This window comes from Micromonospora sp. NPDC047740 (assembly GCF_043204735.1).
GTDB lineage: Bacteria > Actinomycetota > Actinomycetes > Mycobacteriales > Micromonosporaceae > Micromonospora.
Window position 1 is genome coordinate 1 of the sequence record NZ_JBIDCT010000008.1, and the last position, 12,950, is coordinate 12,950.

General features: G+C 72.5%; 12 protein-coding genes and 1 rRNA gene. 9 read left to right on the forward strand and 4 right to left on the reverse strand.

The features are described 5' to 3' along the window. A 5S ribosomal RNA gene (gene rrf, locus ACGF4F_RS16125) occupies nt 1-93 on the forward strand; the annotation flags it as partial. A gap of 171 nt (nt 94-264) precedes the next feature. After that, on the forward strand, nt 265-891 hold the full coding sequence (locus ACGF4F_RS16130; RefSeq protein ID WP_357439292.1) for an NADPH-dependent F420 reductase: 627 nt from the start codon (nt 265-267) through the stop codon (nt 889-891). A 72-nt stretch (nt 892-963) separates the two neighbouring features. On the opposite strand, the gene ACGF4F_RS16135 is transcribed toward ACGF4F_RS16130, so the two are convergent. Next, the gene (locus tag ACGF4F_RS16135; RefSeq protein WP_357439713.1) at nt 964-2,784 is read right to left on the reverse strand and encodes a VanW family protein; all 1,821 of its coding nucleotides are present in this window, start codon (nt 2,782-2,784) and stop codon (nt 964-966) included. Between the two features lie 177 nt (nt 2,785-2,961). On the opposite strand from ACGF4F_RS16135, the gene nudC reads away from it, so the two are divergent. The 3 genes from nudC (at nt 2,962) to ACGF4F_RS16150 (ending at nt 6,591) form a co-directional block, all read left to right on the forward strand. Beyond that, complete coding sequence (gene nudC, locus ACGF4F_RS16140; protein WP_357439295.1) at nt 2,962-3,885, forward strand: NAD(+) diphosphatase; 924 nt, start codon at nt 2,962-2,964, stop codon at nt 3,883-3,885. Nucleotides 3,886-4,337: 452 nt separating this feature from the next. Then, on the forward strand, nt 4,338-4,898 hold the full coding sequence (locus ACGF4F_RS16145) for a DUF6230 family protein (protein WP_198940655.1): 561 nt from the start codon (nt 4,338-4,340) through the stop codon (nt 4,896-4,898). A gap of 94 nt (nt 4,899-4,992) precedes the next feature. Further along, nucleotides 4,993-6,591 carry a DUF6114 domain-containing protein gene (locus ACGF4F_RS16150; RefSeq protein ID WP_357439297.1) on the forward strand — a complete coding sequence of 533 codons (1,599 nt, stop codon included), beginning with the start codon at nt 4,993-4,995 and terminating at the stop codon, nt 6,589-6,591. A gap of 67 nt (nt 6,592-6,658) precedes the next feature. On the opposite strand, the gene ACGF4F_RS16155 is transcribed toward ACGF4F_RS16150, so the two are convergent. Continuing rightward, on the reverse strand, nt 6,659-8,329 hold the full coding sequence (locus ACGF4F_RS16155; RefSeq protein ID WP_357439300.1) for a DUF885 domain-containing protein: 1,671 nt from the start codon (nt 8,327-8,329) through the stop codon (nt 6,659-6,661). A gap of 156 nt (nt 8,330-8,485) precedes the next feature. On the opposite strand from ACGF4F_RS16155, the gene ACGF4F_RS16160 reads away from it, so the two are divergent. Beyond that, on the forward strand, nt 8,486-9,463 hold the full coding sequence (locus tag ACGF4F_RS16160) for a DMT family transporter (RefSeq protein WP_357439303.1): 978 nt from the start codon (nt 8,486-8,488) through the stop codon (nt 9,461-9,463). Nucleotides 9,464-9,586: 123 nt separating this feature from the next. Here ACGF4F_RS16160 and ACGF4F_RS16165 read toward each other — a convergent pair whose 3' ends face one another. Continuing rightward, nucleotides 9,587-10,657 carry a PHP domain-containing protein gene (locus ACGF4F_RS16165; RefSeq protein ID WP_357439305.1) on the reverse strand — a complete coding sequence of 357 codons (1,071 nt, stop codon included), beginning with the start codon at nt 10,655-10,657 and terminating at the stop codon, nt 9,587-9,589. A 69-nt stretch (nt 10,658-10,726) separates the two neighbouring features. Continuing rightward, a complete protein-coding gene (locus ACGF4F_RS16170) occupies nt 10,727-11,494 on the reverse strand; it encodes a peptidoglycan DD-metalloendopeptidase family protein (RefSeq protein WP_357439308.1) in 768 nt (255 codons plus the stop codon). Nucleotides 11,495-11,717: 223 nt separating this feature from the next. Here ACGF4F_RS16170 and ACGF4F_RS16175 point away from each other — a divergent pair, with 223 nt between their 5' ends. The 3 genes from ACGF4F_RS16175 (at nt 11,718) to ACGF4F_RS16185 (ending at nt 12,903) form a co-directional block, all read left to right on the forward strand. Further along, on the forward strand, nt 11,718-12,014 hold the full coding sequence (locus ACGF4F_RS16175; RefSeq protein WP_357439716.1) for a hypothetical protein: 297 nt from the start codon (nt 11,718-11,720) through the stop codon (nt 12,012-12,014). Between the two features lie 72 nt (nt 12,015-12,086). Further along, nucleotides 12,087-12,257: a hypothetical protein gene (locus tag ACGF4F_RS16180; protein WP_357439310.1), complete on the forward strand. Its 171-nt coding sequence runs from the start codon at nt 12,087-12,089 to the stop codon at nt 12,255-12,257. Nucleotides 12,258-12,375: 118 nt separating this feature from the next. After that, on the forward strand, nt 12,376-12,903 hold the full coding sequence (locus tag ACGF4F_RS16185) for a tRNA adenosine deaminase-associated protein (protein ID WP_357439312.1): 528 nt from the start codon (nt 12,376-12,378) through the stop codon (nt 12,901-12,903). The last annotated feature ends 47 nt before the right edge of the window (nt 12,904-12,950 follow it).

Genomic DNA, 12,950 nt, shown 5'->3' on the forward strand with positions numbered 1-12,950 from the left:
ACGCCCGGTAACATTCCGAACCCGGAAGCTAAGCCCTCCAGCGCCGATGGTACTGCACTCGGGAGGGTGTGGGAGAGTAGGACACCGCCGGACAAACTTTCCAGTCAGGGTCACCCGAAAATCGGGTGACCCTGACTGCGTTTCCGGCGCTGCTCGCCACGACACAGCTTCGGTGAATCCGCGCGTACCAGCGGTCGGGTCTCGTACCGTCGGGACGGGACCGGAAACTGACCGCCGGACGCTGGCGAAGGGGCAGGAGTGGTCATGCGGATCGGAATCGTCGGCTCGGGCCACATCGGTGGCACCCTCACCCGTCGCCTACGGACACTGGGGCACGACGTGGTCGTGACCAATTCGCGTGGGCCGCAGAGCCTGACCGACCTGGCGACGGAGACCGGTGCCATGGCGGGCACGCTGGAGGAGACCGTGCAGGGGGCGGACCTCGTCGTCATTGCCGTGCCGGTCAAGGTCGTACCGGACCTGCCGGCGGAGCTCTTCGACGGTGCCCTGGTCGCCGACGCGAACAACTACTACCCCCAGCGGGACGGTGACATCGCGGAGCTGCTCGACCGGAGCCTCAGCTCCAGCCGGTGGACCGCCGAGCACCTCAAGGGCGCCCGGGTGGTGAAGGTCTTCAACAACATCCAGGCCGCGCACCTGATGGACAACGGGCGGCCGGCCGGCTCACCGGACCGGATCGGCCTGCCGGTGGCCGGGGACGACCCGGACGCCAAGCGGCTGGTCATGCAACTGGTCGACGAGTTGGGCTTCGAGCCGGTCGATGCCGGCTCGCTCGACGAGAGCTGGCGGCAGCAGCCCGGCTCCCCCGTCTACGGGACCGACCGGGACGCGGACGGCGTACGGCAGGGGTTGGCCGAGGCACGGCCCTGACGCGTACTCAACAGAAATGCCCCGCCGGCGACCGAGCCGGCGGGGCATTCTCGTGCCTGACCTCGACGGACGTCAGTCGGCCGGCTTCGGGGCGCAGATGAAGCGTGGCTCGGGGTCGTAGCGCCAGCTGAACTTCTCCCGCTTGATGACCTTGCCGTCCTTCTTGATGACCCGGTACGCGTCCTGGGCGAAGCCCACGCTGCCCGCGGCGGCGATGCACTTGGGGCCGGGGTCCAGGTAGACCGTCTTAGGCTGGGTGATGTCGCGGCGGGGGCCGTACTCGGTGGTGACGCTGTCGTAGATCTTGGTGCTCCAGATCGACACGGTGATCGTGCTGGCGGTGTAGGACGTGTCGATGAGGACGCCGTACTGGGTGTTGTTGCGGAACTTGAAGTCCAGCTGCGGCCAGTAGATGGTCGACTCGATCACCGCCGGGTACCGGCTGAAGTAGAACGAGTGCGGCTTGTGCTCGACGTCCTCCAGGCCGGCGTAGTAGGTCGCGTTGAACAGGGTCGTGGTGAACTGCGATACGCCGCCGCCGACGCCCGGCACCAGCTTGCCGTTCACGATGGTCGGCGCGTCCTGGTAGCCCTGGTCGTAGCCGCGCTCGCCGGTGTGGCCGTTGAGCGAGAACGTCTCGCCCGGCTTCACGATCGTGCCGTCGACGTCCTTGGCCGCCTGGACGATGTTCTGGCTGCGCGGCGAGGAGAGGCCGCCGGGGAACCGGGTGGTGAAGGTGGAGACCCGCTCCTTGATGCCCAGCTCGGCGAGCTTCGCCTCGGTCAGCTCCGGCTCGGCGGGCTTCAGCTCGGCGGTCACCGTACGGCCGTCGGCCTTCGGTAGGACGGCGAGCAGCTCCCGGCCGAGCGTGGCCGAGTCGACCTGCTGCCCGGACCGGCCGGGTATCACCTTCGGCTTGCCGCCGCTGATGGTCAGGCCGGCGTCCTTCGGCTCGACCTCGATCTTCGCCAGCCGGTCGCCGAGGGCGGCACGCAGCCGCTTGACGTCCACCCGCGGGGTCAGCTTGCCCGCGTCGTCGGCCGAGAAGCGCAGGCCGCTGGCGATGGCGGCGGGCGGGATGGTGACCGAGCCCCGGCCGGTGGTGAGCGTGACGGGGGCGGCAACCGCGGGCTTGGCCAGCTCGGCGACGAGCCGGTCGACCTCCTCGCGGGTGGTCGCCGGCCACTTCTCGACCAGCGGCACGGTCACCGGCTTGCCGGCGAGCCAGCCCGCCTTCACCACGTCGGCCGCGCCGGCCGAGTCCACCGTGAGCGCCGGCTTCGGGTAGACGGGCTTCGGGGTGGTGCCGGTGAAGATGATGGCCGGCATGGTCATCTCCCGGCCCTGGTCCCCCTTCGCCTTCTGCAGCGTGGCGTCCAGTCGGGCGGCGTCGACGGTGACCACCGGGTCGACCGTACGGGAACCGACGAGCCGGCTCACCGGGTGCGCCTCGGCGGCGGCCGCCGCCGCCACGGTGGCGTCCACGTCGATCGCGAGCCCGACGTCGGCCGGCTTCACCTCGACGCTCTTCTCGCCGATCGTGACGGTGATCGGGGCGTTCAGTGCCGCCGACCGGCGGTCCAGCTCGGCCCGCAGCGCCCGGACCGCCTCGGCGCGGCTCCGGCCACCCAACTCGGCGCCGAGGACCGTGGTGCCCCGGGGCACGTCCCCGGCGTACGCGTAGGCGCCGAGACCGGTGCCGGCGGCGAGCACGGCCGCGATGATCCCGCCGGCCAGCAGCAGCCGTCCCCGACGGGACCGCAGGCGGCCCCCAGGCGGCTCGGGTGTCGGCGCGACAGTGGGTTCCGACCCGTCGTCCGGCCAGTTCACCGCGGTGACCCGCACGGTTGGCCGGTCGTCGGCGGGCGGCAGTTTTTCGCCGTACAGCGTCACAGGAACCTCGATCACGAAAACCACGTGGGGGCCGCTTCCCCCACCCGGAAGACACCTACGGTAACCAACGCCCGAGCCGGTCGGGAGTCCGCCGTCGCGGGGCGCGGGGGAAGCGTGTCACGGCGGTCACGCCCACCCGGCGTGCCATGCCGGGGCGGGCCGTGGGACGGTGGGCGGGTGCGGACCGATGAGCAGGCTCTGGCGTACGGCGGCGGGTGGCTGGATCGGGCGGGGGCGCTGCGGGCCGACCCGGAGTGGATCGACGCGCGGCTGGCCGACCGGGAGAGCGTGCTGTTGCCGTTCTGGCGGGACCGCTGCCTGGTCTCGGCGGATCGGGTGCTGGTGCGGCGCGCCGCCGTCGACGCCGCAAGGCTGTGCGCCGCCGCCGACGAGACGGTCTTTCTCGGGCTGGACGAGGGGCGGGCGGTCTTCGCCGTGGACCTCTCCGGCCGGACGGAGCCGGAGGCGCTGGAGCTGGCCGGGGCGGCCGAGACGGTGGACGTACGGGCCCTGGTGGGCGGCCTGACGCTGGCCGAGGCGGCCGTGCAGGCGTACGCCAAGGGGCTGCTGCACTGGCACCGGGGCCAGCGGTACTGCGGGGGTTGCGGGGCGACGGCTGCGGCCCGGGACGGCGGGCACGTCCGCACCTGCACCGGCCCCGACTGTGGTCGGCTGCTCTTTCCGCGGATCGAACCGGCGGTCATCGTGCTGGTGGAGGCGCCCGGCGACCCCGATCGGTGCCTGCTGGCCCGGCACCGCGGCGCCGCGGAGGACTCCTGGTCGACTCTGGCCGGCTTCGTGGAGATCGGCGAGAGCCTGGAGGACGCGGTCCGCCGGGAACTGGCCGAGGAGGCCGGGGTGAGCGTGGTCGACGTGGCCTACCAGGGGTCGCAGGCCTGGCCGTTCCCTGCGGGGCTGATGGTCGGGTTCCGGGCCACGGCGGCCTCGACCGACGTCCGGGTCGACGGCGAGGAGTTGGTGGCGGCCCGCTGGTTCAGCCGGGAGGAACTGCGGGCGCGAGTGGCGCAGGGGCGTCCGCTGGGCCGAATCGACTCAATCGACCACCATCTGTTGGAGTCATGGCTGAACGGGCGGAGCTGACCGTGCGCCGGACGGTCCGTCGGCGCCCGCCGGACGGGTGATGGGCCTGTCATCCTCAGCGGTTTGCCAGCCGTCCGTTACCGAACTGTGACGAAGACCAGTGGTCGCTACCACAGGTGAGACCTCGCTGCCGTCGTGTCGTAATCGCGATGGTTTGCCCGCGGCTTATTGCCATCCGAATGTTAACCGCCGGTAACCACAGGCGATCTTGATACTGCCGCCCTGTTACCGATCAGTAGCTAGGTGCTTGTGAGCTCTGTCGCTTCGCGAGAGCATCCATCCGCGTAACCGCGCGTCCGTCGGCACAACGGCACCCGCGAGCGCCCCACGCTTTCCCTTGTCCCGAGTCGCGTCCCGCGATCGGTGACGTCATCCCCTTCGAGGAGGGCCCCGTGAAGGATTCGGAAGACCGCCAGTTGCGCGGCGGCACCCGCTGGCGTCGCTTCGCCGCGATGGCGGTCCCGGCCGCGGCCGTCGCCGGCGGCATCGTCTTCGGCATGGCCAACGGTGCCATCGCCGCCAACATCACCGTGTCCGGCACCGCGTTCAAGGTTGGCGCGACCCGGCTCGAAGGCGACGGCTTCAAGCAGTACGGCGGCGTCGTGTACGAGAAGGGCAACCCCGTGCCGCAGCCGGTCGCGATCTCCGAGATCGGCCACGCGGATCTGTACAACCTCTGCCAGTCGGTCAACGCGAGCGTGCCTGGTCTGCCCGTCGTGCTCCGGATCGAGGCCGGCGGTGGCAGGCAGCCCGCTACTGCGGACGGCATGCTGATCGCGATGGACTCGCTCGCGGGCGATGCGACGTTCACCAAGATCAAGATCGGTCAGGACGCCACCGACCTGAGCGCGGCCGCCCAGGCGGGTTCGTTCGGCCAGAGTTCGGAGCACGTGACCATCAACGGGCTGCAGCAGGTCGCCCGCTACACCACGGCCGGCACCTTCAAGCTGACCGGCCTGAAGCTGAAGGTGCACGCGTTCGGCGACGCCGCTGGCAAGGAGTGCTTCTCCTGATCGGACCGGGAGGTCCGCGGAGGGCGCCCTCCGCGGACCTCCCGTCATGTTCGGCAACCCCCTCGTATCACCGCACCGTTCGTAGGAGGAGTACGTGACGACCGCGGACGCGCAGCACGCCCGACCCGGCCGGGTCACCCGGGCCTGGCGCAGCTTCCGGCGCTGGCGGCGGAGCCGGCCCTTCTGGGGCGGCCTGTTCACCGTGCTCGCCGGAGCGGAGATCTTCGGCACCACCCAGGCGAACCTGGCCGGCCTCACGCTGAAGATGGGGCCGACCGGCTTCCTCGCCTGGCTGATCCCCACCATCCTGGTGGTCTGCGGTCTGCTCATGTGGTTCACCCCGCAGCAGCGGATCTTCTACTCGGTCGTCGCGGCGGTGACGGCGGTCTATTCGCTGATCGGGGTCAACCTCGGCGGCTTCTTCCTCGGCATGCTGCTCGGCATCTCGGGTGCCGCGCTCGGCTTCGCCTGGGTGCCCGGCCGCCCGGCGGCCGGCACCGAGCAGCCCGGACCGGCCGCAGACGACGAGCCGCAGGACGCCGACGACGTGGAGGACGAGCGGGCCCTCCTTGACGAGCTGCTGCCCCGGCAGCGGGAGGAGGAGACCACCGGGCCGCTCACCGACACGCTTCCGCAGCCGTACAACCCGTTGCGCGAGTCGACCACGGCGGAGCCGGAGGCCGGGGCGGGCGCGGATCGGGTGCTGCCGGTGGTCGACCCGGCGGGGCCGCCGCCCGGCTCCGGCCACCGCGACCCGAAGCTGTACGGAATCCTGCTGGTGCTCGCCACCGTCTCCACGGTCGGCCTGCTCGCGCTCCGCGGCGAGCAGCCGGCGGTGGCCGCGCCGGCCGCCTGCCCGACCGTCAGCTCGCCGGCGCCGAGCCCGACGGCCTCCGCGTCCGCCTCGGCCAGCCCGAGCCCCCTGGCGGCGAAGAAGAGGTCGGACGGCAACCCGCTGACCAACATCATCGACGGCATCACCGGCCTCCTCACCGGCGGGGACCCCGGTGCCGCCGGGACGGAACCCCTGCCCGCGCCGCAGCCGGCCAGCACGGCGGCCGCCGCCGAGCCGCTGCCGACCGAGACCACGACCGGCCCCACCCCCACCGAGAGCACCACCAGCGCGGCGCCGACGCCGAGCAGCAGCCCCTCGGCCAAGCCCGCCGCGCCCACCAGGCCGGACGCCGATCCGTGTGCCAGCCCGGCACCGACCAAGCCGAAGCCGGTCGAGACCGGCAAGCTGATGCCCCGAATCGCCGCCGAGCCGGGGCAGCCCCGCGTCGCCGCCAAACCGTCCAAGCTCACCGGCTCCCAGGTGACCATGACCGGGCTGCGCTTCGAGGGGATCGTCGACCTGCCCACCCACGACGGCACGCTCAAGGCGCTGAAGTTCACCATGGACAAGGGCGTGACGGACGACTTCGTCCTCCAGGCCGACGGGCCGTCCGGCAAGACCTTGCGGTACGTCACCGACCGGCTGACCGTGGAGGGTGACGTCGCCTTCTACGCCACCCGGTTCTCCGGGCGGCTCCTCGGCATCCGGGTCACCCTCACCCCGGACCTGCCGCTCCCGGACGGCCTCCCGATCACCTCGCCGGTGCCGATCACCTTCACCGACCCGGTGATCGACCTGGCGTTCGTGGACAGCAACGTGCTCACCGCCAAGCCGACCCTCAAGCTCGACCTGGCCTGAGCCCGCCGAGTACGCGAAGCGGCCGGGCGCCGGAGGAAACCCATCCGACACCCGGCCGTCGGTCCACTCAGAGCCGGGCCAGCGCCCGGCGCAGCGGGTCGAGCCCCAGCGCGCCCAGGTCGAGCGCCTGCCGGTGGAACTCCTTGAGATCGAAGTCGGCGCCCTTACGGGCCTTCGCCTCCTCCCGGGCCTGGAGCCAGATCCGCTCGCCCACCTTGTACGACGGGGCCTGCCCCGGCCAGCCCAGGTAGCGGTTGAGCTCGAAGCGCAGGTTCTCGTCCGGCACCCGGCAGTGCGCCCGCATGAACTCCCAGCCCAGCTCCGGGGTCCAGCGCTCGCCCGGGTGGAAGCCGAACGGATTGTCCCGCGGGATCTCCAGTTCCAGGTGCATGCCGATGTCGACGATCACCCGGGCCGCGCGGAACGCCTGCCCGTCGAGCATGCCGAGCTTGTCGCCCGGGTCCTCCAGGTAGCCCAGCTCGTCCATCAGCCGCTCCGAGTAGAGCGCCCAGCCCTCACCGTGCCCGGAGACCCAGCAGAGCAGCCGCTGCCAGCGGTTGAGCAGGTCGGCGCGGACGGCGGTCTGGGCGACCTGCAGGTGGTGGCCCGGCACGCCCTCGTGGAAGACGGTGGTCACCTCGCGCCAGGTGGAGAAGTCGGTGATGCCCTGCGGCACCGCCCACCACATGCGGCCAGGGCGGGAGAAGTCCTCGCTCGGGCCGGTGTAGTAGATGGCGCCGTCGCTGGTCGGGGCGAGGCAGCACTCGATCCGGCGGACCTGCTCGGGGATGTCGAAATGGGTGCCGTGCAGCTCGCTGATCGCCTTGTCGGCGAGTGCCTGCATCCAGTCCCGGAAGGCCTCCTTGCCCTTGATGGTCCGCGCCGGGTCTGAGTCCAGCGCCTGCACCGCGTCGTCGATGGTCGCCCCCGGGCCGACGATCCGGGCGGCCACCGCCCGCATCTCGGACTCCAGGCGGGCCAGCTCCGCGAAGCCCCAGGCGTACGTCTCGTCGAGGTCGACCTTGGCGCCGAGGAAGTACTGCGAGGCCAGCTCGTACCGTTCCCGCCCGGCGGCCTGCTTCTGCCGGCCCTGCGGGGCCAGTTCGTTCCGGAGGAACTGCCCGAACTCGGCGGTGGCGGCGGTCGCCGCGGCGGCACCCTTGCGCAGCTCGGCGCCGAGCGTGCCGTCGGCCCCGAGCCGCTCGGCCAGGCCGTGGAAGAAGTTGTCGCCGTTCGGGTCGGTCCAGACGTCGCACTGCTTGGCGACCTCGACCAGCTGCACCTGCGAGCTGACGTGGCCGGCCGCGGCCGCCTCGCGCAGCGTGCGCTTGTAACCCTCGAGCGCGCCGGCGAAGCGGTTGAGCCGGGCGGCGATGTTGGCCTTGGCATCGTCGCCCTCGGTCGGCATGAGATCGAAGACCATGCGGATCTCGTGCAGCCCGCTGGCGATCACGTTGATCTCGCTGCTGCTCTCGCCCGCCTCGTAGCGGGCGAGTTCCAGCCCGAGCCGCTCCTGCATGGCCTCCTTGGCGGTCCGCTCGGCCTCCGAGTCCGGCTCGGTCACGTCGAGATCTGCCAGGGTGCGCCGGACCAGGTCGGCGCGGGCCGCGTACCCCTCCGGGGTGAGGTCGTCGAGCTGGTCGTCGTAGCCGGCGATGCCGACGTAGGTGGCGCCGGTCGGGGTCAGCGGGGCCCAGTCGGCCACGTACCGGTTGGCGAGGTCATCGATTCGTCCCACGCTGCGACCCTACGTGACGGTGGCACCCGGTTGTCGACGGTGTTTGCCGTGTTCACTACGGTTCGGCGGGGCTGTTGCCGGAGGGCTGCCGTGACGGTCGACACGGGGTCCGATTTTCGCGGGACTTCGTCGTACCCCTCCGGCAGAGTGTCAGGGGTGACAGCGCATTTGACTCCTGACCGGGCGGCACTCCGTAGCTGGCTGCCCGGTTTCCTCGCGCTCGGCGTGATCTGGGGTTCCAGCTTCCTCTTCATCAAGGTGGGGGTGAGCGAGCTGCACCCGCTGCACCTCACCCTCTACCGGGTCGCGACCGGCGCGGCGACCCTGCTGGTCGTGCTGGCCGTGCTGCGCGACCGGCTGCCCCGGGAGCCCCGGGTCTGGGCGCATCTGTTCGTGGTCGCCGCCTTCGGCGTCGCCCTGCCGTTCACCCTGTTCGGCTTCGGCGAGCAGCGGGTGGAGTCGATGCTCGCCGGCATCTGGAACGCCACCACGCCGCTGATCGTGCTGCCGCTGGCGGTGCTGGTGTTCCGTACCGAGCGGCTGACCGTGCGGCGGGCCGTCGGGCTGGGGTTGGGCTTCGCCGGCGTGCTGGTGGTGCTCGGCGTCTGGGAGGGCGTGGGCGGGTCGCACTTCACCGGCCAGCTCATGTGCCTCGGGGCGGCGGCCTGCTACGGCGTGGCCATCCCGTACCAGAAGAAGTTCATCGCGGGGAGCGCGTACTCCGGTGTGTCGCTGTCGGCGGCGCAGCTGCTGGTCGCGACGGCGCAGCTCGCGGTGGTCGCGCCCCTGGTGGCCGGGGCGCTGCCGGTGCCGACCGGCCTGTCCGCCCGGGTGGTCGCCAGCGTGCTGGCGCTCGGCGCGCTCGGCACCGGGCTGGCCTTCGTGATCAACCTGCGCAACATCCGGCTCGCCGGGGCGAGCACCGCGTCCACCGTCACGTACCTGATCCCGGTCTTCGCGGTGCTGGTCGGCGCGCTGGTGCTCGGCGAGCGGATGAACTGGCACCAGCCGGTGGGTGCGCTGGTCGTGCTGCTCGGTGTGGCGGTCGCGCAGGGGATGCTGGGCCGGCCCCGGTCGCGCTCGCTGGTCGGCGCCGCGGCCGCGCCGGCCGCCGAGGCCGCCGCTCACCGCTGAGCCGGCGCCCGGGGCCGCCGCTGAGCCGCCCCGGGAGCCGGCAGGTCGGCGAAGTGGTGGTGTGCGGGGACGGAGGATGCCGCTGGGTCGCCGATGCGGGTGGCGTCCGGATGCGGGGATGCGTCAACGGCGGGTGTGGGCCCACTTGACCAGGCGGTCCGCCTTCCAGGTGTTGACCACCCGGTTCGGCGGGACGCCGCAGAGGGCCGCGCGCTCGCAGCCGAACCGCTGCCAGTCGAGCTGGCCGGGGGCGTGCGCGTCGGTGTTGACGGCGAACCAGCAGCCGGCCTCCAGGGCGCGGCGGATCAGCCGCTTGGGCGGGTCCTGCCGCTCCGGCCGGGAGTTGATCTCGACGGCGACACCGTGCTCCGCGCAGGCCGCGAAGACGGCGTCCGCGTCGAAGTCGCTCTCCTTGCGGGTACGCGCCCGGTGCCCCCGGTCGCCCGGCCCGGTCACCCCGGCCGGCCGGGACGACACCATCCGCCCGGTGCAGTGACCGAGGATGTCCAGGTGCGGGTTGGCGATGGCGGTGAGCATCCGCCGGGTCATCTTCGCCCGGTCGTCGTTGAGGCCGCTGTGCACCGAGCCGACCACCACGTCGAGGCGGGCCAGCAGCTCCTCGTCCTGGTCCAGCGACCCGTCCGCGAGGATGTCCACCTCGATGCCGGTGAGGATGCGGAAGCCCTTCGGCAGCGCCTCGTTCACCGCGGCCACGTGGTCGAGCTGCCGGCGCAGCCGCTCGGCGGTGAGTCCCCGGGCCACCGTCAGCCGGGGCGAGTGGTCGGTCAGCACCAGATATTCGTGCCCCAGCTCGACCGCGGCGAGGGCCATCTCCTCGATCGGTGAACCGCCGTCGGACCAGTCGGAGTGGGTGTGGCAGTCGCCGCGCAGCGCGTCCCGCAGCGCGGCGGCGGCCGCGTCCAGGTCGGTCCCCTCGGTGGCGACCAGCCGCCGCAGATAGACCGGTTCCTCGCCGGCCAGCGACTCGACCACGCAGCGGGCGGTGACGTCGCCGACCCCGCTCAGCTCGGTGAGCTTGCCGCTGCGCGCGCGTTCGGCCACCTCCCCGGCGGGCAGGGCGCCGAGCGCCTTGGCCGCCGACCGGAACGCCCGGACCCGGTAGGTGGCCTCGTTCGCCCTCTCCAGCAGGAACGCGATCCGGCGCAGGTCGGCGATGGGATCCCGGGCAGTCATGCCCTGCAACCTACGCGCCCGCGCCGCCGGTCGCCGGGTGGGTCGCGGAGTGTCGGGAGTGGACGTCGGTCACCCGGCACCGTCGGTCGTGGTGGGCGCCTTCGGGCAGCCGTGCTTGCGCTGCCAGGCGACCACCTCGGCGGCCGGCCCGCGGTTGCCCCCCTTCCGCCACGAGTTCAGGTACGGGGCCGGCCAGATCACGCCCCGCCGGATCCACCAGTCGTCGTGGCCCTGGCACTTCGGCGAGAGGCCGAAGTGCAGGTGGCACACGTTGTTGGCGTTGCCGGTGCGCCCGACCTTGCCGAGGGCCTGGCCGGCGCGGACGCGTACACCCGGGTCGACGCCGGCGGCGATGGCGCTCAGGTGTGAGCCGTAGTAGCGGACGCCGTCGTCGCCGAGCAGCGCGACCGAGAGGCCACCGTTGTACGGCCCGCGCGGACCCCGCTTGTCGAACCGGTCCACCCGGCTCACCTCGAGGATCACGCCGTCGGTGACCGCGACGACCGGCTCGCCGCAGTCGGCGAAGATGTCCGTCCCCGGGTACGTCGAGTGGGTCGGGTGGTACGCGACGTTGTCCGCGCGGACCGGGAAGACGTGCCGCGGGTCGGAGCGGGTCGGCGTGGCCGACGGGGCGGAAGGCGTGGGAGCGGCCGACGTGGGGGTGGTCAGCCCGGGGGACGGCTGCGCCGGGGCGGTGGCGCTCGGGCTCTGCCACGCGGTCCCGCCGGCCGGCGTCGGGCGGTCGGCGGGACCGCACCCGGCGACCAGGGCCGGTACGAGCAGCAGCAGGATCGGGTACGCCGGCCCCGGCCGGCGTCCGATCGATCGCGAGCGCATCCGGCCATCCTGACAGAGCACTACGGTAGGAACGAACGGCGAGACCCGGCGCGCGTCCGTGCGGGGGCGAGCGGAGTCGCGCCACCGCACCTCGGTAGGTCTACGGACCGTGAAGGGAGCAGAGGCGATGAACGGGTGGCCCGCCGTATCCGGTCAGCCCGGTCCGGGCCCGGTCCATCCGCCGGCGCGTACCCCGTCGGGGCTCTTCCCCGCCGGGGCGCCGATGCGGCCCACCTGGCGCGAGCCGTACCCGATCACCGGCGGCGGCGTCTCGGCCGGCGCAGTGACCGCCTTCGCCTGGCTGCTCCTGTTCGGCCTGCTCGGCCACGACGTGCCCAGCTACGCGTGGTGGACCCTGGTCGCCGGCGGGCTGGCCTGGCTGGCCGCCGCCGTGCTGGTCCGCTACGGCGACCGCGGGGTGGCGGCCGGGGTGGCGATCGTCACGGCGGGCGGGTGGAGCATCGCGGCGGCCGTCGTCGCGGTCCGCTGGGCGCAGAGCGGGGACTGGCCGCTCTGGTGACCAGCGGTGAACGGTTCGCTGCGCAGCGAAGACCGGCTTGACGTACGCGTGGTGACGGTCCACCCTCGCGGTATGGCCTGGACCACCCCGCCGCGGCTCGACCCCGACCGGAGCCGCCGTCGCCTGCAACTCCTCGCCGAGTTGGCCGGTGCCCGAACGGCACGTCAGCGCGAGCGGCCGCAGCGGGTCCGCACCGAGCACCTGCGTCAGCTCATCGCCACCCGCCGGCGCATCGCCGGCTGACCGACTTTCTCCAGGAACGGCCGGCCCTTCGGGGCGTTGACCGGTCGCCTGCCGACCCGACCGGTTAACGTGCACGCGTGACGAGTCGGCGTGCTGCCGAGGCCAATTTGGGGGGACCGTGTCGTACTTCGCTGCTGCCGTGGCACGAGTCGACGGCGGATGGACCGCCGACGAGGTGAACCTGCGGGGTGTCACCGACATCGACGACGTCGCCGAGCGGCTGCGCGACGTCGAGCCGGACGCCGACCTGTCGCTGCTCTTCGTCGAGGCCGACGACACCTACCTGGTCATCCTGCGCCTCGACGAGGGTGAGGACCTGCGCGTCTTCGGCTCCGACTCGGCGTACGCGGAGGAGTCCCGGCTCGGTGCCCTGCTGGTCGGCGACCTGAAGACCTCGGTCACCGGCCTGGAGGACACCGAGGAACCGCGGGCGGCCACCGGCGGCGACGACGAGAACGAGCAGCCGGCGGTGGACCCGGAGGCGGACCCGGTGGGCGACGCGGACCTCCTGGCCGACCTGGGCATCTCGGCACAGAAGTTGCTCTCGCTCTGCGCCCACGAGGGGATGATGCCGGCCGACATCACCGCCGAGATCTGCCAGGTGCTGGGCTGCGCGGACGAGGTCGAGGAGCTGCGTGAGGTCTGAGCCGCCCGAGCCGGTGGTGCCCGGTGCCGCGGAGCCGGCCGACGCCA